Genomic DNA, 21,351 nt, shown 5'->3' with positions numbered 1-21,351 from the left:
CGTCGGTACGGTCCCGGCCGCCGCGCCGGCTCGACTGCGGGTGCTACACCCGCGCGTCCGTGGCCAGGGCCTGCGCCAGCGGAAGGTTGGGCTGCGGGTGGGTCAGCAGGTGCACGCCCGCCGCCAGCGCGCCGCCGACCAGCGGGGCGAGCAGGAACAGCCACAGCTGCGACAGCGCGTCGCCGCCCGCGAACAGCGCCGGGCCGAGGCTGCGCGCCGGGTTGACCGAGGTGCCGGTGAGCGGGATGCCGACCAGGTGGACGACCACCAGCGCGAGGCCGATCGGCAGCCCGTCGAAACCGACCGCCGCCAGCCGGTGGGTGACCGCCAGGACGACGTACACCAGCAGGAAGGTGAGGACGACCTCGGTCAGGAACGCGCCGCCGGCGTTGATGTGCATCTGGGAGCGCTCGCCCCAGCCGTTGGTGCCGAGCTTGCCGTGGGTCTCCAGCCCCGGTATCTGCTTCGCCAGCAGCAGGACGAGCCCCGCACCCGCGATGCCGCCGAGCAGCTGCGCCACCCAGTACGACACCGCCGTGCGCCCGTCGATCCGGCGGGCCAGCAGGAAGCCGAGCGTCACCGCCGGGTTGACGTGGCAGCCGGAGATCGGGCCGAGCGCGTACGCGAGCGCGAGCAGCACGAAGCCGAACGCGAACGCGATGCCCACCGGACCGATCGCCACCCCCGCGAGCACCGCCGCACCCACCGCCAGCAGCACCAGCAGCAGGGTCCCGAGGAACTCGCCGATCACCGCCCGCCTGTCCGTTCCACCCATGCGCCTGGTCCTCCTGACCGTCAGGGCAGGCGGTCCGGTGCCGCCCACGCCCGGCCAACCCTGGTCGACCGTTCGAGGGACCGCATGTCGGCCGGACGGCGTAGGCCGTGTTTACGGCGCGTCCGCCTGCCGAATTACTCCGAACGGATGAAACCGTACGGAAATGGCGCAGCCAATGCAAAACGGAAGCAAAACGGGCAGACAGGGACAGGGCGGGCGCCGTGTTCCTGTCAGACCGTCAGCACGATCTTGCCGCGCAGGTGCCCGCCCTCGCTGACCCGCTGCGCCTCGGCCGCCTCCGCCAGCGGGAACACCCGGTGCAGCGGCAGCCGCAGGGTGCCCGCCTCGTGCAGGGCCAGCGCGGCCGCGAAGGCGCTCGTGTAGTGGGGCTCGACGCCCTCGGCACCGCCGGTGAAGCGGACACCGTGCTCCTGCGCGCCCTGGATGTCGGCGATCGTCAGCACCCGGTCCGCGCCGCCCGCCAGCTCGATCGACAGCGGCAGCACCCCGCGCCCGGCCGCGTCCAGCACCCGGTCCACCCCGCCCGGGGCGGCGGCCCGCACCCGCTCGGCCAGGCCCTCGCCGTACGTCACCGGGATCGCGCCGAGCCCGCGCAGGTGGTCGTGGTTCGACTCGCTCGCGGTGCCGACCACGGTGATCCCGCGCGCCCGGGCGAACTGGAGCAGCACGGTGCCCACCCCGCCGGCCGCGCCGTGCACCAGCAGGGTCTCGCCGGGCCGCACGCCCAGGACGGCGAGGGCGCGCTCGGACGTCTCTGCCGCCGTCGGGATCGCGGCGGCCTCCGCCCAGCCCAGGGTGGCGGGCTTGTGGGCCAGCATCGCCGCGTCCACCAGCGCCCGCTCCGCGTAGCCGCCGCCCATCAGGGCGCCGAACACCGCGTCGCCGGGGGCGAAGCCGCGCACCTCGGCGCCGACGGCCTCCACCACTCCGGACACCTCGAAGCCCGGCACATAGGGGAAGGAGACCGGGAAGAACCCGGCCAGCTCGCCGGTGCGCAGCTTGTGGTCCAGCGGGTTGACGCCCACCGCGCGGACCGCGACCCGCACCTGGCCGGGGCCCGGGGCGGGCAGTTCGATGTCGATCGGGCGCAGCACGTCCGCGCCGCCGAACTCGGGGAAGGCGATCGCCTTGGTCATGGGAAGGTCCTTCGGTTCCAGGGGAGTTGTTGCCTCCGACGTCTTCCATCCTGCGACCGGGGCAACGGCGGCCCAGCCGGTCCTTCGGACGGTTCGACCTGTCCGAACGGCCAGGCGGCCACGGCGGCGCCCGAACTAGGCTGGACCGCATGGACACCACTGAGCCGCCCGGAACCGCCACGGGCACGGGCGGGACGGGCACGCGCGCGGACGGGACGGGCATCGGCGATCCGCGCACGGACGGAACGCGTACCGGCGATCCGCGCACGGACGGGACGCACACGGACGAGACCTGGCGCGATCGCTGGGGCCGACCCGAGGACGCGCTCGCACGGGCCGTCGAGGTGCTGCGCGCTCCCCGGCCGGACGTCCTGCTGCGCCTGTCCGACGTGCTCGGCACCCTCGTCCCGCACACCGCGCTCGCGCAGCTCAGCGGCGTCTGCACGTTCAGCCCCTCCCACAGCTACGGTCCGCCCGAACTCACCGCCGCCATCAGCGCGCTGGACCTGTCCCGACTGGCCGAACACGCGGCCGGGACCACCTCCTCCGGCCGACCGTGGCAGGGCGAGGCCGAACTCGCCGGACGGTCCCGGCCGGTGGTCGTCGTCGCGACCACGCCGGGCAACGACAGCGGCGCCGTCCTGGTCCTCGTCCGGGCGGGCACCGAGCCGGTCGCCCCCGGGGCACTCGCCGTCCTGCAGCAGCTGTGGGACCTGGTGATCGCCCACTCCGACCACCGCGCCACCGACGCCGCCCCCACCCAGACCGCCGCCTCCCGCGCCTCCGCCAACGCCCGCGCCCGCGCCATCGCCGAGTTCACCGGCACCCACAGCGCCGCGCTCACCGCGATCCTGGCCCCGCTACGCTCGGCCGGCCTGGACGACGCCACCGCCCGCCGCGACGCCACCGAACTGGCCGTCACCGCCCTGCTCGACCTGCGCCAGGGCGCCGAACTCGACCGCGCCCTCAGCGAGGAACCCGCCGACGCCGCCTTCGCCCGACTCGTGCGCGAACTGCGCCCGCTGCTGCGGCACACCCGGGTCCACCTCGACGTCGCACCCCCGCCGGCAGCCGACCGGTCCGTCCCGGCGGACGCCGCCCACACCGCCCGCGACGCCGTCCGGGTGGCCGTCCTGCTGATGCTGGAACAGGAGAAGCCGACCCGGCTGCACGTCAGCTGGCAGCTCACCGCCGACGGCCAACTGCGCGCCGTCGTGCGCGGCGACGGCCTCGGCCTGCTCACCGCCGACGCCCTCACCGTCCACCGCACCGCCGACCGCATCACCGCCCTCGGCGGACGCCACGGCGTCGAAGCCGTCCCCGGCTGGGGCACCACCGTGACCGTCGACCTCCCGCTCGCCCTGCCCGAACCCGCCCTCGCCACCGACCCCCTCGACGGCCTCCAACCGCGCGAACTGGAGGTCCTCGACCAGCTCGCACGGGGCCGCCGCAACCGGGACATCGCGGCGGCGCTCCACATCAGCGAGTCGACGGTGAAGTTCCACGTCGCCAACATCCTCGCCAAACTCGACGTCTCCTCGCGCGGCGAAGCCGCCGCCCTGGCCCACCGCGCCGGACTGCCACGCGGCCCGGTCGGACTGCACGCGGCATCCTGAACACCCCTCCCCCACCTGAGGAATGGCCGACATGACCGACCCCACCACCCCGGGCCCGACCACCCCCGGGCTCCTGCGCCTGCCCTCCGGCCGCCTCCTGCGCGGCCGCGGCCTCAGCAAGCCCCTGCCGCCCGGCCCCCAACCCGACTTCGGCCTCTACCTGTTGGGCCGCCCGCCGCACGTCGACTGGCCGAGCCGCTGGGTGCGCTGGCCCGACTTCCGCCTCCCCACCGACCGCACCGACGCCGCCGACGCCTTCCGCGAGGCCTGGGAACGCTCCGCCACCCAACGCGTCGAACTCGCCTGCGCCGGCGGGCGCGGGCGTACGGGCACGGCGCTCGCCTGCATCGCCGTCCTGGACGGTGTCCCGGCCGCCGAGGCGGTGGCGTACGTGCGAGAGCACTACAGCCGGCACGCCGTCGAAACGCCGTGGCAGCGCAAGTTCGTGGAGCGGCTGGCCTAGGCCGGGCGGGGAGCGATCCAAAGGTTCCGATCGCCAATCACGTCACGGACGGAACGGTCAACGGCGATGTGTACCGGGCTGGAACGATCAATCTGAGCAAGACCTCAGCACCCGAGGTCACCGCCGAGTCGATGGCTGCCGCCCGGGACGGGCTCGGGGCCGTCGCGCACCTCACTGCCGGTGTCTGAAGCCCTCAGAGGTCCCAGGTGCGGGCCGCCGCCCAGGTCTCCAGGGGCTGCCAGTCGATGGTGGGGTGCTCGGCGTGTAGGGCGGCGGTGTCGATGGCGAGGCCGGGGTCCTGGAAGTAGCGGAACATCGTGGCGAGGTCCTCGGAGTAGCCCGCCGCGACCTTCAGTGGCACCTCTTCGAAGCGGATGGCCCGGCCGCCGGCGGCGCCGATGGCGGCGGCGATCTGCTCGCCGGTCCGCCACTGCGAGGCGATGTCGATGCGGCGGGCCGCGTAGGCGTCAGGCCTGGCCAGGACGTGGGCGGCGAAGGCGCCGATGGTGTCGGCGGCGATCACGGGGAGCGGGACGCCGGGGGGCATGGGGAGGTGGAGGACGCCGTCGCGGAGGGACCGGAGGGTCCAGTCGTTGGCGTAGTTCTCCAGGAAGGCGGCCGGGCCGAGGACGGTCCAGGGCAGGCCGAGGCCGGCCAGGTGCTGTTCGATGCGGTGCTTGCTGTCGAAGTGCGGGATGCCGGTAGAGCGGTCGGCGTTGGCGGCCGAGCTGAAGACGACGTGCCGGACGCTACCGACCGCCCGGGCGGCGTCCAGCAGGGCGGTGGCCTGGCGGATTTCGGTGTCGAGGTCGATGCCGAACGGGGTGGACATCGCGAACAGTGCGCCGGTGCCGTCGAGGGCGGTGGCGAGTGAGGCCGGGTCGTCGAAGTCGGCGCGGGCGAGTTCGGCGCCGAGTGCGGCGAGGTGGGTGGCGGCGGGCGAGCCGGGGTTCCGCGTGAGGGCGCGGACGGGGCGGCCGGCGCGGAGGAGGGCGCGGGCGGTGGCGCCGCCCTGGGCTCCGGTGGCTCCCGTGACCGCGACGGGGAGGGGGAGGAGGCGGGGGCGGGAGGCTGCGGACTCAGTTATCTGCGTCATGCAGACAACATAGAGAAAGATCTCTGCGTGGCACAAACAATTATCGGGCAGCCGGTTACCCTTCCCCCATGACGACGACCCGCGACGAACTGATGGCCCGGCTGTGGCCGGTCTCGCGCCGCTACCTGGCCTCGTACGTGCTGTTCAACCAGGCCGTCGCCGACCACCTGGGGATGCACCCGACCGACGTCCAGTGCCTCAACCTGCTCACCCTGGAGGACGGGCCGGTCACCACCGGCCGGATCGCCGAACTCACCGGGCTGACCAGCGGCTCGGCCACCCGGCTGGTCGACCGGCTGGAGAAGGCCGGACTGGTCGCCCGGCAGCGGGACCAAGCCGACCGCCGCCGGGTGCTGGTCGCGGTCCTCCCCGAGGCGCTGGAGCGCTTCGGGGAGGTGTGGCGCGAGCTGTCCACCGACTGGGCGGCCGTCTTCGCCGAGGACAGCGAAGCCGAACTCGCCTTCCTCCTACGGCACATGAACCGCACCGTCGAGCTCAGTCACCGCCAGGTCGCCCGCCTGACGGCCATGGAACCGGGCGGGCCGGGCGGGCCGGGCAGGACGGACGCATCGGGCGGGCCGGTCGGGACGGACGCGTCGGACGGGCCGGGCCGCTCCTGAGTCCCCGCCCGGTCAGGCCGACGGCGGCGCCGGCAGGGTGCCCAGCGCGACGACGCCGCCCGGGCCGCCCTGGTAGACGGTCCCGCCGACGGCGGCCAGGGAGATCCGGCCGGCCTCCTGCGAATCGTCCTGCCAGCGCATCCCGCCGCCCGCCGAGGGGTCGAACGCCCAGAGCCGGCCGTCTCCCGACGAGGCGTAGACGAGGTTGTCGGTGGCGACCACGGCGGGGGTCCCGCCCTTCCGGCTGCCGAAGGTGTTGGCCTTCCAGACCCAGTCGCCGGTCCTCGTGTCCAACCCGAACAGACGGTCCCCGCCGGCCAGGTAGACGGTCCGGCCGGCGGCCGACAGGGGACAGCTCAACTCCCCGTGCTGGATGGACGCCCAGAGCTGCGCGCCGGTCGCCGGGTCCAGCGCGGCGACGATCGTGGAGGCCATCGTCTCCGGGGGCGAGGAGACCAGCAGGCCGTCCTGGTGGACGGTCAGCGGGCCGCTGACGACGAGGTCGCGTTCCCAGAGGCGCTCGCCGGTACGGGCGTCCAGTGCGAGGAGCCCCCTCGGCCTCCCCGCCGCGTACACGGTGCCGCCGTCGAGGGCCAGGGCGGCGAAGGCCCCCGCCGGGCCGGTCCAGCGCGGCTCGCCGGTGGCCAGGTCGTAGCAGCGGACCGAGCTTCCGTACACCGCGAACACGCTGCCGCCGCCGATGGCGGGGCCTTGCCGCCACCCGCCCTCGGACCGGTCGGGCAGGGTGGCCTCCCAGCGCTGCTCCCCCGACGCCGCGTCCAGGACCCGCAGACCGGTGTCGGTGGCCACGCCCACCACCCCGTCCCCGGCGGCCAGTGGCCAGCCGCCCACCGCGTCGGCGGCGTCGGGCGTGCCGACCGTACGGGTCCAGCGGACCTCGCCGGTGCGCGGGTCGAGGGCGCGCACGGCGCCGTCGAACCCGGAGGCGTAGAGGCCCTGCTGCCGGTCTGCGGAGAGCACGAGCCGCCCGCTCGCGGCGGTCGTCCGCCAGAGTCGTGGGCCGTGGGAGTTCTTTCGGCGGGCCCACTCGTTGACGCCGGCGGCCGCCGCGAGGGCACCCAGGGCGGCGGCGCCCGTCAGCAGCCTCCGGCGGTTGATCAGGCGCCGGGCCGGTGGCGTCGGCGCGTCGCCCGGCACCACCTCCGACCGGGGTTCCGACACCTCGCCCGGCCCCACGTCCGGCACTGCATCGCGCGCCTCGTCCGGCACCGTCACGCGCGCCTCGTCCGGCATGACGTCCCGTCTCGCATCCTCGTTCACGCCAGACAGGACCGCGCACCCCGCCCCGGGGTTGTACCGGATCCGGAAGAAGATCACGACCGGCGGAACCGGCCGACGGCCCTACGTCTTCCGCAGCTCCGGCGCCGGAACCCCGATCAGCAGCCGCCGGACCGCGTCCCAGGCCGCGCGCAGGGCGGCGGCGCAGGCCCGGGTGTCGGAGCCGAGCAGCCGCAGCCAGGCGCCGCTGTCCTGCGGCAGCACGCTGACCCCGTACAGCAGTTCGCCGTACTCCTGGCCGCAGCCGGCCACCGCCTCGTGCAGGACGTCCGCGATCCGGGCCGCCGGGGCGAGCGGGCTGAGGACGTACAGGCTGGACATCACGTCGTGCCCGGCCAGCACCGCCGGCCCGGTGACCCCGGCACCCCTACCGCCCCCTCCACCCGGCGAGGGTTCCAGCCGCACGGTGTCCAGTGCCACCAATTCACCACCCGGGCGCCGCACTTCGAGGTCCGAGGCGAACGCCCGGTAGGCGTTGCGCTCGCCCCGGGCGAGGCGGCCGGCCAGGACGGTCTCGCCGGCCAGCACGGTCGCGTCCGGGTCGACGGTGAGGACGGTCCGCTGGTAGAGGCGCGAGTCGACGAAGGGGATCACCGGCTCGGGCAGGTACTCGACGTAGGCGCGCGGGCCGGCCGCCAGGTTGACCAGTTGCGTCGCGTAGTCGTGCTCCATCCGGTAGACCTTGGTGGCGGCCTGGGTGGTCAGGTGGACCGCCGTGTCGGCGCCGCAGTGCAGGTCGGTGCGGAGCCGGTCGGCCTGGAGGATGCCGCCGCCGGTGGACATCAGGAAGGTGACGGCGAGGTCGGGGCGGGCCGGGTCGAAGTAGAGCGGGCGCATGATCTGCAGCGGCGACTTCTGGTAGTGGCCGGTGAGTTCGGTGCGCCCGCCGACCCGCTCGAAGGCCAGCTCCAGCAGCCCCACCTTGCCGGGACGCCCGACCGCGAGGGTGTCGGGCGTCCCGGCGTGGCGGCGGACCTCGTACGGGACGCGGGCCGGCTCGTAGTGCCGGGGGTCGAGCCGGGGCACCGCCGCAGCCGGGGAGGCTGTCACGCCGGGACCTTGCGGAAGGTCTCCAGGAAGGTCGCGATCTCCTCCAGCCCCTCCCCCGTCAGGCAGTTGGTGAGCACCACCGGTCCGCCCTCGCGCACCCGGTGGGCGTCGGACTCCATCACCCCGAGGTCGGCGCGGACGTACTGGGCGATGTCGATCTTGTTGATGACCAGCAGGTCCGACTCGGTGATGCCCGGGCCGCGCTTGCGGGGCATCTTCTCGCCCTCGGCGGTGTCGAGGACGAAGAGGAAGAGGTCCACCAGCACCGGGCTGAAGGTCAGCGTGAGGTTGTCGCCGCCGGACTCGTACAGCAGGGTGTCGACGTCCGGGAAGCGCTCCAGCATCTCGGCGCCGGCCGCGAGGTTCATCGTCGGGTCGTCCCGTACGGCGGTGTGCGGGCAGGCGCCGGTCTCCACGCCGACGACCCGCTCGGGGTCCAGCATCCCGGCCAGGGTGCGCCGCACGTGCTGGGCGTCCTCCTGGGTGTAGATGTCGTTGGTGATGACCGCCGGGCGGTGGCCCCGGGCGATCAGCACCGGGACGAGCGCCTCGATCAGTGCCGTCTTGCCGGAGCCCACCGGCCCGCCGATGCCCACACGGAGCACGTTCTCGGTCAACTCTCCTCCTTCTGTCGGTCGTTCTTCTGTGGCGTGGCGCAGGTACGAGCCGGGCGGTCAGCTCATGAACAGCCGGGCCTCCGCCCGCTCGTGCCGTCCGGACATCGCGTCCGCGACCGGCACACAGCCGCCGAGGTCCGCCAAGTCCCGTTCCAGGGCGGCGGATACGACCTCCCGGATCACCGGGGAGGCCGACCGCAGCACCACCTGCGCCTTGCGGTGGTCGGTCAGCCGGAGCCTCAGCGCCGCGCCGACGAAGCTGGTGCAGAACGCGAACAGGTCGCTGGTGACGGCCTGTTGGACCGGGACGCCGGCCGAGGCGTACGCCACCCCGGCCGCCACCGCCTGGCAGCCGGGGGCCCGCTTCTCCGCGACCAGCGCGGCGTACCGCTCCAGCGCCTCGCCGCCCACCGACTCCCGGGCGATGTCCAGGAGTTGGCGACCGGTCCGGGTGGCGGCCAGGCGCAGCTCGCGGTTCAGCCTGGTGGCGTGCAGCCGCTGGTCGGTCTCGGCGAGCAGCTCCCAGTCGCCCGCCCTGGCCGCCCGGTGGGCCAGGACCAGGGCCGTGGCGTCGGACGGCCCGACGCCGTGCCGCAGCAGGTCGGCGAGCAACCCGGGCAGGGTGTCCGGGGTGACGGCCTTGGCCTGGGCGTATCCCTCCAACCCGTGCGAGAGGGTGTAGAAGCCGCTGGGGAAGGCCGAGTCGGTCAGCTGGAGGCAGACCAGCAGGGCGTCCAGGCCATCCGGACCGTCCCGCACGTCCGGCACATCACCCGGACCGCCCAGCACATCCGGGCCGTCCGGACCGCCCGGCCGCGTCTCGGCGACGGGGCTCACGCGAGGTAGAACAGGTGGTTGAGCGGCAGCTCTCGGGCCGGTTCGATGGTGGCCGGCTCGCCGTCCAGGGTGACCTTGTACGTCTCCGGGTCGACCGCGATCTTCGGCAGCGCGTCGTTGCGCACCATGTGCTGCTTGCCGACCGTACGGCAGCGCCGCACCGGCAGCACCCGGCTCTCCAGCCCGAGTTGAGCCGGAACCCCGAGGTCGACGGCGGCCTGCGACATGAAGGACACCCGGGTGGCCTGCTTCGCCCGCCCGTACTGGCCGAACATCGGGCGGTAGTAGACCGGCTGGGGGGTGGGCAGCGAGGCGTTCGGGTCGCCCATCAGCGCCCAGTTGATCACGCCGCCCTTGATGACCATCTTCGGCTTGGCGGCGAAGGAGTTGATCGGCCAGAGCACGATGTCGGCGAGCTTGCCGGGCTCCAGCGAGCCGATGTGGTCGGCGGTGCCGGAGGCGACGGCGGGGTTGATGGTGAGCTTGGCGAGGTAGCGCAGGACGCGGGCGTTGTCGTTGCGCTCGCTGTCGCCGGCCAGCTTGCCGCGCTGCTCCTTGCAGTGGTGGGCGGTCTGGAAGGCGCGGGTGAAGGACTCGCCGATCCGGCCCATCGCCTGCGAGTCGGAGGAGAAGATCGAGATGACGCCCTCGTCGTGCAGCACGGTCTCGGCGGCGATGGTCTCCGCGCGGACCCGGGAGTCGGCGAAGGAGACGTCCTCGGGGATGTGGTGGCTGAGGTGGTGGCAGACCATCACCATGTCCAGCAGCTCGTCCACCGAGTTGACGGTGTAGGGCAGCGTCGGGTTGGTGGAGGACGGCAGCACGTTGGGCTCGCCGGCGATCCGCATGATGTCGGGGGCGTGGCCGCCGCCCGCGCCCTCGGTGTGGAAGGTGTGGATGGTGCGGCCGTCGATCGCGGACAGGGTGTCCTCGAAGTAGCCGGACTCGTTGAGGGTGTCGGTGTGGATGGCCACCTGCACGTCGTACTCGTCGGCGACGCTCAGCGCGCTGTCGATCGCGGCCGGGGTGCTGCCCCAGTCCTCGTGCACCTTGAGGCCGCACACGCCCGCCTCGACCTGCTCGCGCAGGGCGCCGGGCAGCGAGCCGTTGCCCTTGCCCAGCAGGCCGACGTTGACGGGCAGGTCCTCGACGGCCTGGTACATCCGGTGGATGTTCCACGGGCCGGGGGTGCAGGTGGTGCCGTTGGTGCCGTCGGACGGGCCGGTGCCGCCGCCGATCAGGGTGGTGATGCCGTTGCTCAGCGCCTCCCGCACCTGCTGCGGGGCGATGAAGTGGATGTGGGTGTCGATGCCGCCGGCGGTGGCGATCAGGTGCTCGCCGGAGATCACCTCGGTGCCGGGGCCGATCACCAGCCGCGGGTGCACGCCGCTCTGGGTGTGCGGGTTGCCCGCCTTGCCGACCGCGACGATCAGGCCGTCCTTGACGCCGATGTCGCCCTTGACCACGCCGAGCACCGCGTCCATGACGACCACGTTGGTGATGACCAGGTCGAGCGCGCCCTGGAGGGAGGTCGCGGCCGGGTCCTGGGCCATCCCGTCGCGGATGCCCTTGCCGCCGCCGTAGACGGCCTCGTCGCCGTAGTGGCCCTGGTTGAAGTCCTGCTCGACCTCGACCAGGAGGTTGGTGTCGGCGAGGTGGAAGCGGTCGCCGACGGTGGGGCCGAAGAGGTCGGTGTACTGCCTGCGGGAGAGGATGGCCATCAGCGGTCGCCTTCCTGGCGGGTCTCCGTGTGGAAGTCCCGGGGCCGGTCTTCCTTGTGGTCGAGGTTGGTGCCCTTGAAGCCGAGGGCGATGGCCCGGTCGACGGCGCGGGCACGGGTGGCGGGGGCGGTGATGCCGCCGTCCACGAGGTTGGCGAAGCCGACCAGGCGGCGGTGGCCGCCGAACTCGGCGAGCGTGACGTCCTTGGTGTCTCCCGGCTCGAAGCGGACGGCGGTGCCGGCCGGGATGTCCAGGTGCTTGCCGAAGGCGGCGTTGCGGTCGAAGTCGAGGGCGCGGTTGGCCTCGAAGAAGTGGTAGTGGGATCCGACCTGGATCGCCCGGTCACCGGTGTTGCTGACCGTGACGGTGGCCTTGGCGCGGCCGGCGTTGATCTCCACCGGGTCGTCGCCGTACAGGTACGCGGCGCCACCAGACATGGCTGGCCTTCCTCTCTGCCGGGTCAGTGGGGGGTGTGTGCGGGTTCGTGGGTATGACTGGGATGGTGCGGGTGGGGCCCGTGGCTGTGGTGGGGCCCGCCCGGCCCGTGGCTGTGCTGCTGCTCGCCCGGCCCGTGGCTGTGACCGTGGCTCTGCTCGCCCGGCCCGTGGCTGTGCGCGTATCCGTGCCCGTGCTCGGCGTCGAGGCCGGCCAGGATGCCGTCCTCCCCGTGCCCGAGCAGGTGCAGCGCCGCCGCCGTCCGGGCCGCGACCACCCCGGCGACGGCGGATGGCCGCAGCAGCGGGCCGCCGTCCCGTACCCCGGGCAGCGCGGTGCGCAGGGCCGGCCCGAAGGAGGCCGGAACGGCCGTCACCTCGCGGGCGCCGAGCAGCCGGCAGCGTTCGGCGCCCTCGGCCGGGTCCGGGTCGCCGCCGTCGAAGGCGACCTCGACCCACCGGTGCCGCCCGTACTGCCGGGCGAGGCGGGCGATCCGGAACAGTTCGGCGTCCTCGAAGGGGCCGGCCGCCGGGGCGGTGACCAGCACCGCGCCGTCGGGGGCGGTGCCGGCGGCGGCGCGCAGCCAGCCGATCAGGTGGTCGGCGGCGCCGAAGGGGGCGGCCAGGGCGAGCCGTCCGCGGCCCTCCGCGGCGGCCAGCCAGCGCAGCGCCCGGGCGGTGTCGGCGACGAGCTTGGGGTCGCGGCCGAGCGTCATCGGTACGACGCACACCGGTCCGTCGCCCGCCGCGGCGAGCGCGGACCGGACGGCCTCGGTGAGCGGACGGCCCGCGGGGGCGGCGGCGTGCACGGTGGCCTCGCGGGCCGCCAGCGCCGCGAGGTCCCGGCCGCCGTCGCTCTCGTGGCCGCCGGCCAGCACCACGGTGGCGGCGGCATGGGACCGGGTCATCACTCAGGCACCCACCGGGTCGTGGCAGGAGACCAGCTTGGTCCCGTCCACGAACGCCGCCTCGACCTGGAGCAGCGGGAGCATCTCGCGCACGCCCGGCATGACGTCCTCGCCGCTGACGACCTGTTTGCCGATCTCCATGCACTCGGCGACGGTGCGGCCGTCCCGGGCGCCCTCCATGATCGCCTCGCTGATCAGCGCGCAGGCCTCGCTGTAGTTCAGCTTGACGCCGCGGTCCCGGCGTTTACGGGCCAGATCGGCCACGACGTAGATGTACAGCTTGTCGATCTCACGCGGCGAGAGATTCACGGGTATCACTCTTCCTTTCCGAGAATCCGATGGAATGCAGAAAGCTGCTCAACGGGCTTCGGTGAGCCCAGGGTTCTCGACATCAGATGAATTCGGCGACGCCGGACGCGGAATCAAGCCCGGCGCAGGCGCGGGACGGCCGGCACCGCCGCCAGGAACAGCAGTGTGGTCAGCACGAACGGCCAGGTGAAGGCGTGGCCGCCGAAGGGCGCGGAGACCGCGCCGAGCGCCGGCGTGAGCACGGTCGCGCCGGCCGCACCGACCAGGGCGTACGCCGCGCTCCAGGCGTCGGGAGCCAGGAACACCCCGCACAGCGCGAGGGCGACCAGGACCCCGCTGTACCCGAGCAGGCCCTGCCCGACCGCCTCGCCGGGGGCGCCGAACACCCAGGCCGTGAGCAGCCCGGTGGCGCTCCCCGCGCAGGCCATCAGGCCCGCGAGCCGGCTCGCCGCGAACAGCCCCGCCAGGAACAGCAGTCCGACGTACCACTGCGGCATGAGGAAGATCTGACCGATGTTCGCGAAGAACCCGTGCCAGAGCTGGTCCCAGCTCAGCCCGGTCGACCCGTCGGCCGGGACGGGCAGCGCGGCGGGTGCGCCCGCGCCCTGCCACAGTCTCCGGAAGCCGGGGGCGGCCGCCGTGACGGCCGTCGCGACCAGGCAGAACGGCGCGGTCAGCGCGGGCAGCCGCCAGGTGGCGAGCAACGCCCCGAGCCCCGCCGTGACCACCACGGCGACGGCGGAACCGAGGGCCGCCACCGCGACCGTCGCCGGATGGTCGGCACCCAGGAAGACGGCGCAACTCAGCGCCACCAGACACCCGTTGTACCCGTGCAGCCCCGCCCCGACGGCCTCCCGGTCGAGCCCGAGCCCGTACGCGACGGCGGTGGAGACGGCACTGCCGAGCAGTCCGTAGAGGCCGTACCGCCAGTCGGCGGCGAACAGTGCGGCCACGAAGAAGAGTCCGCAGACGACGGACGGCATGAAATCGACCTGCGCGACGCCGCGCAGGACCTCCGCGACCACCCTGCCGGATAGCGGACGAGTCGCCACCGAGGCGCTCTCCCCACCCTGTTGCAAACCCATGCTGCGCACCAATTTTCCGGTACGGCCGGCCTGCCTGAATGTCGGCCCCGGCGATTCCTCCGGAACCGTACTCCTATGGTTTGCGAAGTCCAGGGGGTACGGGGTGTTATGCCAAATCCACGAAGGGTGACCATCGGGCCGCTGAGCTGCAACAATCTGTTGAAGTCACGGCCCGTCGGGTTCGTTGCAGGGAGAAATCCTTTGCGAAGTTTTACTGACGGTTGGCATCGGCTGAGGCGGGGGTCGCGCTCACTCCGCCCGGACCAGATGCCGCGCCAGGAACCGTTCGGACGACTCCAGTTCGAGCTCCGGCACCTCCAGGTGGCCCCCGGGGTTGGCGTGCAGCGTCTTCTCGCGTGAACCCAGCGCGCCGAACAGCGCCAGCGCCCCCTCGCGCGGGACCAGCGCGTCGTCCCACTGGAGGAGGAACTCCACCGGCACGCCGACCCGCCCCGCCGCCTCCGTCTGCGACGCGTGCCCCGTCAGCCCGAACACCGCGACGGCGATCCGCGGTTCGGCCGCCGCCAGCGGGATGCCGATCACGCTCCCCAGCGACAACCCCCAGTACCCGACCGGCCCGAGGCCCTCCGCGCGTCCGAGGCCCTCCGTCCGACCGGCGTCCTCCCACCGACCGGGGGCCTCCGCCTGACCGGGGGCCTCCGCCTGACGGCCCAGCGCGTCCAGCACCGCCACCCACTCCGGCACCGCCCGCTCCGCGAGCGCCGCCGTGTGCCGCGCCACCCAGGCGCTGATCGGCCGGCCCGCCGCGATCAACTCCCCGATCTCGGTGGCGAACCGCTCGTCCTGGGCGCTGCGCGTCCGCTCCCCGTGCCCCGGCGCGTCCAACGCCACCGCCGCGAACCCGTGCCGCCGCACGCACCGCCGGGCCCGGTCCACCAGCCCCGGACCCAGCTTGTGCTGACCGCCGCCGTGCCCCAGCAGCACCAACGGACGCCCGCCGAGGGGCGATCCGTCCGGCTGCCAGAGCACACCGGGCACGCCGTCGAGGGTGAAGTGGCGCTGCGTCACGCCGTCCGCGCTGGATTCCGTGGTGAAGTGCACCCCGCCATCATGGCTCCCAACACACGTTCGAGTCCGGCCTTTCCCTCGACGGGCTGCCCCACGACGGGCTGCCCCACGACGGGCTCACCGCCGTCGTCACCGAACGGCTCGTCGCCACCGCACGGCTCGTCGCCACCGCACGGCTCGCCGTTACCGCGCGGCCGGGCCGTCCTCGTGGAGGAAGGCGAGCAGCAGGGCGGTGGTGTCGGCCGGGCGCTCCAGGCTGGGGAGGTGGCCCGCCCAGGGGAGCTCCTGGTGGCGGGCGTCGGGCAGGAGGGCGGGGAGGGCGGCGGCGATGTCCCGGAAGTCCGGGAAGTCGTGGGCGCCGGCCACGGCCAGGGTGGGGGCGGTGATCCGGCCGAGGTCGACGTCCTCGCGGTCGGAGCCGACCGTCGCCGTCATCTGGACGTCGAAGGCGTGGCGCTGCATCCGGCGGACGTGCGCGCGGGTCCGCTCGTCGGCCTCCGGGCCGAGCCAGGACTCGACGTTCAGCTCGACGGCCTCGTCGATCCGCCCGGCCTCGATCAGCTCGTCCTCGTGCCCGCCGAAGGCGCGCAGGGTGTCGCTGGGCTGGTGTCCGGGCATGCCCGCGCCGAGCAGGGCCAGCCTGGTGACCGCCTCGGGGCGCAGCGCGGCCGCCGTCAGGGCGATCCGGCCGCCGTAGGAGGCGCCGACCAGGGCGGCGGTCTCGATGCCCAGGTGGTCGAGCAGGGCCAGGACGTCCCCGGTGTCGCTGTACGGGGCGTCCGCGAGCGGCGTGTCGCCGAAGCCGCGGAAGTCGCAGCGGACCACCCGGTGTCCGGCGTCGACCAGCGGCTGCCACTGCGCGTCCCACATCCGCCGGTCGCACACCGAGGAGTGCAGCAGCACCACGGCGGGCCCACTGCCTGCTACGTCATGAGAAATGATCATCCGGCGGAGCGTAGTGCCCCCGCCGCCGTTCCCCAAGCGATTTGAGGCCGCCGCGGCCGCGGGTAAGCGCTTTCGGCCGCCCCCGGGCTCTGGACGGGTGAAGGAGGTGCTCGGAGGTGCTCATGGGAGAAGCGAAAAGCGATCGGGACGACGGGTTCCAGGCGTTCGACGACGGGTTCCAGGCGTTCATCGTCACGGTCTGGCCGCGCCTGGTACGGACGGCGTACCTGCTGGCCGGCGAGCAGTACGCGGCCGAGGACCTGGTGCAGTCGGCCGCCGAGAAGGCCTGCGCGGCCTGGTCGAAGGTGCGCCGGGCCGACGATCCGTACGCCTACGTGCGGCGGATCCTGGTCAACCAGCACGCCCGCCGCTGGCGCCGCCGGGCGCCGGAGCTGCTGGTGGACGCGGTGCCGGACGCGGCGGGGGTGGAGGACGGCTTCGCCCGCTCCGACCAGCGCGGGGCCCTGCTGGCCGCGCTGGCCACCCTGCCGCCGCGCCAGCGCGAGGCGGTGGTGCTGCGGCACTGGGAGGACCTGAGCGACAGCCAGACGGCGGCCGCCATGGGGTGCTCGGTGGGCGCGGTGCGCAGCCACGCGGCGAAGGGCATCGCGCGGCTGCGGCAGGTCACGGCACTGGTGGGGCTCAAGGACACGACGCACATCGGAGGAGCGGCATGAGGGGCGGCATGGACCGGGAACCGGACGGGGCGGGCGTGGACGACGGCACGGACCTGTGGGTGGGGCTCGGCCTCGCCGAGGCGGCGGCCGGCGCGCGGATCGGCCCGGCGCCGGTGGCGGACATCCTGGCGGGGGGCCGCCGGCTGCGGCACCGCCGCCGTACGGTGGTCGGCGCGGCGGCGCTGGCCGCGGCGGTGGCGCTGACCGGCGGGGCGCTGGCGCAGCTGCGCCCGGGCCCGGCGCCCGCCCACGGGATCAGTCCGGCCGGCGTCGGCGCCGCGCCCACGGTGGCGAACCTCCCCGACTTGGGCACCCCCCTCCCGCCGAACGGGACCGCCCCGGCCTTCCGGGACCCACTCACCCCGGTCCGGGTGCTGCTCGGCCAGGGCCTGACCCCGGACGGCAAGCAGTGGCAGCTGTGGGAGGCGCTCTGGCCGGAGGCCCCCCGGGAACGGGCGTTCGAGCAGGCGACGGCGGTGTGGGAGGAGCGCAGCAGGTACGACTCGGCGGTCTCCAAGCCGACGGAGGAGTACGTCCAGCGGTACTGGCAGCCGGACTGCGACGTCACCAACATCTACTTCACGGTGGACGGGGTGCGGCTCAGCCATGACATCGAGGGCGCCCAGGCGGCCCCGGGCAAGCTCGACCCGCGCAACCGGACCCTGTTCGGCGGCGGCCTGGTCGGTCACCGGGGCAAGGGCGACACCGTGGCCCCGCTGGACGTGGTGCTGCTCTCGATCGGACCGGACGTCGGCCGGGTGGTGGTGACCTGGGCGGACGGCAGCACCACGGAGCCGACGCCCGTCACCGTGGCCGACTCCCCGATCCGCGAGTTGCTGGTGGCCCGCCCGGGGACGATGCGGGCGAAGTCCTGGCAGTTCTTCGACAAGGACGGCAACAAGCTCCCGGACGCCGGTGCCAAGTACCTCACCGAACCGGCCTCCTGAGCCCGGGCCAGGAGCGGGAAGTCGGCCGGGCCGACGTCCCGCTCCTCTCCCGTCCCCCTTCAGCCGAGCAGCAGCTGAGCGGCGGCCGTCGCACCGTCCGTGCGGACCCGGGCCGAGAGGGCGGCGGCGCGCTCCCGGGTGGCCGGGGCGAGGGCCCGGCTCAGGGCGGCGGTGAGGGACGCGGTGGTCGGGGTCGGGCCGTCGTGGGCGGCGCCGATGCCCAACTCCGCCACCCGCGCGGCCCAGTACGGCTGGTCCACCATCTGCGGGACCAGCACCTGGGGCACCCCGGCCCGGGCGGCCGTGGTGGTGGTGCCCGCACCGCCGTGGTGGACGACGGCGGCCACCTTCGGGAACAGCGCCTGCTGGTTGACCTCGCCGACCGCGAAGCAGTCCTCGGCCCCGTCCACCTCGGCCAGTCGGGCCCAGCCGCGGCCGAGCAGCACCCGGCGGCCCTGCGCCCGGACCGCCTCGACGGCGACCCGGGCGGCGCCCGCCGGGTCGCGCAGCGGCATGCTGCCGAAGCCGACGTACACCGGCGCCTCGCCGGCCGCCAGGAAGGCCGACAGGTCCACGGGCAGCGGGCGTTCGTCCGGCAGGATCCACGCGCCGGTCTGCACCGCCTCGGGCCAGGCCGCGTCCGCTTCCTCGGGCCAGGCCCCGTCCGCCTCCGCGGGCCGCGACCACGGGTCGAGCAGCGGGTCGGTGGCCAGCCACGGCCGGCCGGTGAGGACGTGGTCCCGGACGTTGTCGACCTCGGGCAGTCCGACCGCCGCCCGGCGGGAGTTGACCGCTTCGCCGAACAGCGCGTTCATCGTCCCGATGTTGAGCTCCCACAGCTCCCGGGGGTCGGTCGCCTCCGGCGGGTACGGCAGCATCGGGTACTCGAACGGCCGGTGGTGCGGGGAGGGCAGCACGGTCGGCTGGAGGGCCACGTACACGAAGCGGGCGCCCAGTTGCTCGGCCGCCGCCTGTGCGCCGGCCGCCGCCGGGAACAGCCCGGTGGCCAGCACCGCGCCGCCCGGCTCGGCCGCCCCGAGCACCGCCGCGTGGAACTGCTCGACCAGCCGGGCGGCGCGCGCGGGCAGGTCCCCGGGCTTCGGCCGCGGCCCGCTGACCAGCGCGCGCACCGACTGCCCGACCGGCACCAGCTCCACTCCGACCTCGGCCAGCCGCGCCGAGAACTCCTCGTCCGGCGGCGCGCAGACCCGCACCTCGGCGCCCAGCTCCTTCAGCCGCACCGCCAGCGCGGCCATCGGCTCGACGTCCCCGCGCGACCCGTACGTCGACAACACCACTCGCACTTCGTGACTCCCCGTTTCGCGGATTTGCTTCCGTGCTTCGCGGACCTGCGTCCTTGAAGCGGTGATTCTGCGTCACCACCGGGGCCTTGTGGCAAGGCCCCCCGTGCGCTATAAGTTGAGAGTGGCGAGGAGTGGGTACGCCTCCACGGACGCCACCAGCGCACCGGAAATTCCCGGGCGGACGCCGCATCTCCTGCGAGAATCTCCCTCATGCGCGCGATCATCGAGGACATGGCCGGTCAACTCGCCCGTGTACCGGGCGTGGTGGGGGTGATGCTCGGCGGGAGCCGGGCTCGGGGCGAGGAGCGGCCGGAGTCGGACTGGGACCTCGGGGTGTACTACCGGGGCGGCCTCGACCTCGACGCGCTGCGGGCGATCGCCGGGCCGGAGGTCGAGGTGGCCGGCCCGGGCGGCTGGGGCCCGTGGGTCAACGGCGGGGCGTGGCTGCGGGTCGACGGCGTCGCCGTGGACTGGATCCTGCGGGACCTCGACCGGGTCGGACGGGTGTGGGCGGACTGCCGCACGGGCCGCTACGAGGTGGGGACACAGGCCGGCCACCCGCTCGGCTTCTGGTCGCCCTGCTACCCGGGCGAGGTCGCCCTCGGACAGCTACTGGCCGACCCCGCCGGGGAGTTGAGACGGCTCAAGCGGCAGACCGCCGACTACCCGGAGCCACTGCGCGCGGCCCTCGTCGCGGCCACCTGGGAGGCCGGCTTCCTGCTCGACACCGCCGCGAAGAGCGCCGTCCGCACCGACGCCCTGCACGTCTCGCTCTGCCTGTCGCACGCCGTCGGCATCCTGGTCCAGGCCCTGTACGCCCACCACCGCCGCTGGTGCCTGAACGAGAAGGGCGCCCTGGCCGTGGCCGGCCAACTGCCGGACGCCCCGCCGTACTTCGGCCCGCGCGCGCACGGCCTGCTCGCCGCGCCCGGCGGGTCGGCGGCGGAGCTGACGGCCACCGTCGCCCGGGCGCGGGAGCTGACCAGGGAGACCGTGGCCGCGCTGAACCGCTGACCCGCCAACCAACTGATCGCCAACCACCCGGCGGGCGAAGCGCGTTCAGCCCCGGTACCAGGAGGCGGCGTTCCGGTGGTCGGCCGCCGACGCCACCTCGACGGCCACCGCCCTCATCTCCCGCTCCCAGTCCCGCGTCACCTCGACCGGCCACGTGTCGACGCAGCCCGGACAGCAGACCTGGTCGACCAGCTCCGCGAGCCGCCGCTCCGCCCCGGTCGTGCGCTCGTCGATCCGGGACCAGAGCACGGCGACGGCCTCGACCGGCGTGATCTCCCCGGACACCAGCCGGGCCGCCGTGTGGTGCAGGAGGCTGCGCTGGACGAAGTCGTCGTCCGGCACCGGCAGGCCCAGCTCCGCCATCGCCTGCCACAGCAACTCCGTCAGCTCGACCGGGGGCTCGCCCCGGCCCGACCTTCCCGCGAGATCGCACAGCGCGGGCGAGTCCCCGCCGACACCCGCCGCCAGCAGCTCGGCGGCGGCCATCGGCAGGTCCTCGGGGGAGACCAGGCCGGCGGAATGCTGCCAGGCCAGGGTGAATGCGTCGTCCATGGCGCCATCCTGACAAAACGGCCACCGCCGCCGCCAGCGGATTCGCCGCGCCCTGCGGAAAACCACAGGGTGCGGCGGTACGGAAAACCACAGGGCGTTCGCCGGAAACCCGCATACCGGCGCTGACCTGCGGTTCCTAGCGTGGAGGGCAGAGCCGGGCGCACCAGGCGCCGGCACCGCAACCACCCGGGAGCCCGCATGCAGCACACCGTCCTCGCCATCGCCCAGCAGCCCGCCGACGGCTTCGCCGGCTGGGCGGCCGGCCTGGTGGACACCATGGGCGGCCCCGGGGCCGGTCTGGCGATCGCGCTGGAGAACCTGTTCCCGCCGCTGCCCAGCGAGGTGATCCTGCCGCTGACCGGCTTCGCCGCCGGGCAGGGCGTGATCAGCCTCGCCTCCGCGCTGACCTGGACGACCCTCGGCTCGGTCGCCGGGGCCGTCGTCCTCTACTGGCTGGGCGCCCTGTTCGGCCGGGAGCGGATGCACGCGATCTGGGCCCGGCTGCCGCTGGTCAAGGCCTCCGACCTGGAGCGCACCGAGGCCTGGTTCGCCCGGCACGGGACGAAGGCGGTGCTGCTGGGCCGGATGGTGCCGATCTTCCGCAGTCTGATCTCCGTTCCCGCCGGGGTCGAGCGGATGCCGCTGCCCGCGTTCGTCATGCTGACCACGATCGGCAGCCTGGCGTGGAACAGCGTGCTGGTGATGGCCGGGTTCCTGCTCGGGGACCGCTGGGACACGGTGGAGACGTACGTCGGCCTGTTCTCCAAGGCGGTCCTGGTGGTGGTCGCGGTGGCCGTGGCCGGGTACGTCGTGATGCGCTGGCGCGGGCGCGACAGCGCCGCCCAGCACCGCCGCGCCCGGTGACCGGGCCGGCCGCCCCCGAAGGCCCCACCCAC

General features: G+C 74.2%; 23 protein-coding genes. 7 read left to right on the top strand and 16 right to left on the bottom strand.

What is annotated here, in order from left to right; translation table 11 throughout:
- Positions 1-43: 43 nt before the first annotated feature.
- Positions 44-775: an MIP family channel protein gene (locus tag ACFU6K_RS01170; protein ID WP_380660163.1), complete on the bottom strand. Its 732-nt coding sequence runs from the start codon at positions 773-775 to the stop codon at positions 44-46.
- Between the two features lie 230 nt (positions 776-1,005).
- The gene (locus ACFU6K_RS01165) at positions 1,006-1,932 is read right to left on the bottom strand and encodes an NADP-dependent oxidoreductase (protein ID WP_380660162.1); all 927 of its coding nucleotides are present in this window, start codon (positions 1,930-1,932) and stop codon (positions 1,006-1,008) included.
- 149 nt (positions 1,933-2,081) lie between these two features.
- Between ACFU6K_RS01165 and ACFU6K_RS01160 the strand changes: the two genes are divergently transcribed.
- Complete coding sequence (locus tag ACFU6K_RS01160) at positions 2,082-3,548, top strand: LuxR C-terminal-related transcriptional regulator (RefSeq protein WP_380660161.1); 1,467 nt, start codon at positions 2,082-2,084, stop codon at positions 3,546-3,548.
- Between the two features lie 31 nt (positions 3,549-3,579).
- Complete coding sequence (locus ACFU6K_RS01155; RefSeq protein WP_380660160.1) at positions 3,580-4,011, top strand: protein phosphatase; 432 nt, start codon at positions 3,580-3,582, stop codon at positions 4,009-4,011.
- Positions 4,012-4,204: 193 nt separating this feature from the next.
- Here ACFU6K_RS01155 and ACFU6K_RS01150 read toward each other — a convergent pair whose 3' ends face one another.
- The gene (locus tag ACFU6K_RS01150) at positions 4,205-5,107 is read right to left on the bottom strand and encodes an NmrA/HSCARG family protein (protein ID WP_380660159.1); all 903 of its coding nucleotides are present in this window, start codon (positions 5,105-5,107) and stop codon (positions 4,205-4,207) included.
- A gap of 68 nt (positions 5,108-5,175) precedes the next feature.
- On the opposite strand from ACFU6K_RS01150, the gene ACFU6K_RS01145 reads away from it, so the two are divergent.
- Positions 5,176-5,727 carry a MarR family winged helix-turn-helix transcriptional regulator gene (locus ACFU6K_RS01145; RefSeq protein WP_380660158.1) on the top strand — a complete coding sequence of 184 codons (552 nt, stop codon included), beginning with the start codon at positions 5,176-5,178 and terminating at the stop codon, positions 5,725-5,727.
- A gap of 12 nt (positions 5,728-5,739) precedes the next feature.
- Here ACFU6K_RS01145 and ACFU6K_RS01140 read toward each other — a convergent pair whose 3' ends face one another.
- The 11 genes from ACFU6K_RS01140 to ACFU6K_RS01090 all read right to left on the bottom strand — a co-directional run bounded on the left by ACFU6K_RS01140 (position 5,740) and on the right by ACFU6K_RS01090 (position 15,961).
- Positions 5,740-6,981 (bottom strand): PQQ-binding-like beta-propeller repeat protein, encoded by a 1,242-nt coding sequence (locus tag ACFU6K_RS01140; protein WP_380660157.1) that lies wholly within the window; start codon positions 6,979-6,981, stop codon positions 5,740-5,742.
- Positions 6,982-7,089: 108 nt separating this feature from the next.
- Positions 7,090-8,076 carry an urease accessory protein UreD gene (locus ACFU6K_RS01135; protein ID WP_380660156.1) on the bottom strand — a complete coding sequence of 329 codons (987 nt, stop codon included), beginning with the start codon at positions 8,074-8,076 and terminating at the stop codon, positions 7,090-7,092.
- Positions 8,073-8,693 (bottom strand): urease accessory protein UreG, encoded by a 621-nt coding sequence (gene ureG, locus ACFU6K_RS01130; protein ID WP_049651049.1) that lies wholly within the window; start codon positions 8,691-8,693, stop codon positions 8,073-8,075. Before ureG ends, ACFU6K_RS01135 begins: the two co-directional genes overlap by 4 nt.
- Positions 8,694-8,750: 57 nt before the next feature.
- Positions 8,751-9,482, bottom strand: a complete 732-nt coding sequence (locus ACFU6K_RS01125; protein WP_380660166.1) for an urease accessory protein UreF — start codon at positions 9,480-9,482, stop codon at positions 8,751-8,753.
- Positions 9,483-9,526: 44 nt separating this feature from the next.
- Positions 9,527-11,251, bottom strand: a complete 1,725-nt coding sequence (ureC, locus tag ACFU6K_RS01120; RefSeq protein WP_380660154.1) for an urease subunit alpha — start codon at positions 11,249-11,251, stop codon at positions 9,527-9,529.
- Positions 11,251-11,688 (bottom strand): urease subunit beta, encoded by a 438-nt coding sequence (locus ACFU6K_RS01115; RefSeq protein WP_380660153.1) that lies wholly within the window; start codon positions 11,686-11,688, stop codon positions 11,251-11,253. The genes ureC and ACFU6K_RS01115 overlap by 1 nt, the downstream gene beginning before the upstream one ends.
- A 23-nt stretch (positions 11,689-11,711) precedes the next feature.
- Positions 11,712-12,593 carry a sirohydrochlorin chelatase gene (locus ACFU6K_RS01110; RefSeq protein ID WP_380660152.1) on the bottom strand — a complete coding sequence of 294 codons (882 nt, stop codon included), beginning with the start codon at positions 12,591-12,593 and terminating at the stop codon, positions 11,712-11,714.
- Between the two features lie 3 nt (positions 12,594-12,596).
- Entirely contained in the window at positions 12,597-12,902 is a 306-nt protein-coding gene (locus ACFU6K_RS01105; RefSeq protein ID WP_049661349.1) for an urease subunit gamma, read from the bottom strand.
- Positions 12,903-13,015: 113 nt separating this feature from the next.
- The gene (locus tag ACFU6K_RS01100; protein WP_380660151.1) at positions 13,016-13,954 is read right to left on the bottom strand and encodes an urea transporter; all 939 of its coding nucleotides are present in this window, start codon (positions 13,952-13,954) and stop codon (positions 13,016-13,018) included.
- A 282-nt stretch (positions 13,955-14,236) separates the two neighbouring features.
- A complete protein-coding gene (locus ACFU6K_RS01095; RefSeq protein ID WP_380660150.1) occupies positions 14,237-15,049 on the bottom strand; it encodes an alpha/beta hydrolase in 813 nt (270 codons plus the stop codon).
- A gap of 150 nt (positions 15,050-15,199) precedes the next feature.
- Positions 15,200-15,961 (bottom strand): alpha/beta fold hydrolase, encoded by a 762-nt coding sequence (locus ACFU6K_RS01090; RefSeq protein ID WP_380660148.1) that lies wholly within the window; start codon positions 15,959-15,961, stop codon positions 15,200-15,202.
- Positions 15,962-16,083: 122 nt separating this feature from the next.
- Between ACFU6K_RS01090 and ACFU6K_RS01085 the strand changes: the two genes are divergently transcribed.
- Positions 16,084-16,638 carry a SigE family RNA polymerase sigma factor gene (locus ACFU6K_RS01085; protein WP_380660147.1) on the top strand — a complete coding sequence of 185 codons (555 nt, stop codon included), beginning with the start codon at positions 16,084-16,086 and terminating at the stop codon, positions 16,636-16,638.
- Complete coding sequence (locus tag ACFU6K_RS01080; RefSeq protein WP_380660146.1) at positions 16,635-17,585, top strand: hypothetical protein; 951 nt, start codon at positions 16,635-16,637, stop codon at positions 17,583-17,585. Before ACFU6K_RS01085 ends, ACFU6K_RS01080 begins: the two co-directional genes overlap by 4 nt.
- A gap of 59 nt (positions 17,586-17,644) precedes the next feature.
- Here the strand turns inward: ACFU6K_RS01080 and ACFU6K_RS01075 are convergent, their stop codons facing one another.
- Complete coding sequence (locus ACFU6K_RS01075) at positions 17,645-18,889, bottom strand: glycosyltransferase (RefSeq protein WP_380660145.1); 1,245 nt, start codon at positions 18,887-18,889, stop codon at positions 17,645-17,647.
- A gap of 210 nt (positions 18,890-19,099) precedes the next feature.
- On the opposite strand from ACFU6K_RS01075, the gene ACFU6K_RS01070 reads away from it, so the two are divergent.
- Complete coding sequence (locus ACFU6K_RS01070; protein WP_380660144.1) at positions 19,100-19,903, top strand: nucleotidyltransferase family protein; 804 nt, start codon at positions 19,100-19,102, stop codon at positions 19,901-19,903.
- Positions 19,904-19,948: 45 nt separating this feature from the next.
- Here the strand turns inward: ACFU6K_RS01070 and ACFU6K_RS01065 are convergent, their stop codons facing one another.
- Complete coding sequence (locus tag ACFU6K_RS01065) at positions 19,949-20,455, bottom strand: hypothetical protein (RefSeq protein ID WP_380660143.1); 507 nt, start codon at positions 20,453-20,455, stop codon at positions 19,949-19,951.
- A gap of 198 nt (positions 20,456-20,653) precedes the next feature.
- Here ACFU6K_RS01065 and ACFU6K_RS01060 point away from each other — a divergent pair, with 198 nt between their 5' ends.
- Complete coding sequence (locus ACFU6K_RS01060) at positions 20,654-21,319, top strand: DedA family protein (protein ID WP_380660142.1); 666 nt, start codon at positions 20,654-20,656, stop codon at positions 21,317-21,319.
- Positions 21,320-21,351 lie beyond the last annotated feature (32 nt).

Origin of the sequence: Kitasatospora sp. NPDC057512, assembly GCF_042802135.1 — a bacterium.
Taxonomy (GTDB): domain Bacteria; phylum Actinomycetota; class Actinomycetes; order Streptomycetales; family Streptomycetaceae; genus Kitasatospora.
This window is presented reverse-complemented; position numbering and strand designations above follow the sequence as displayed.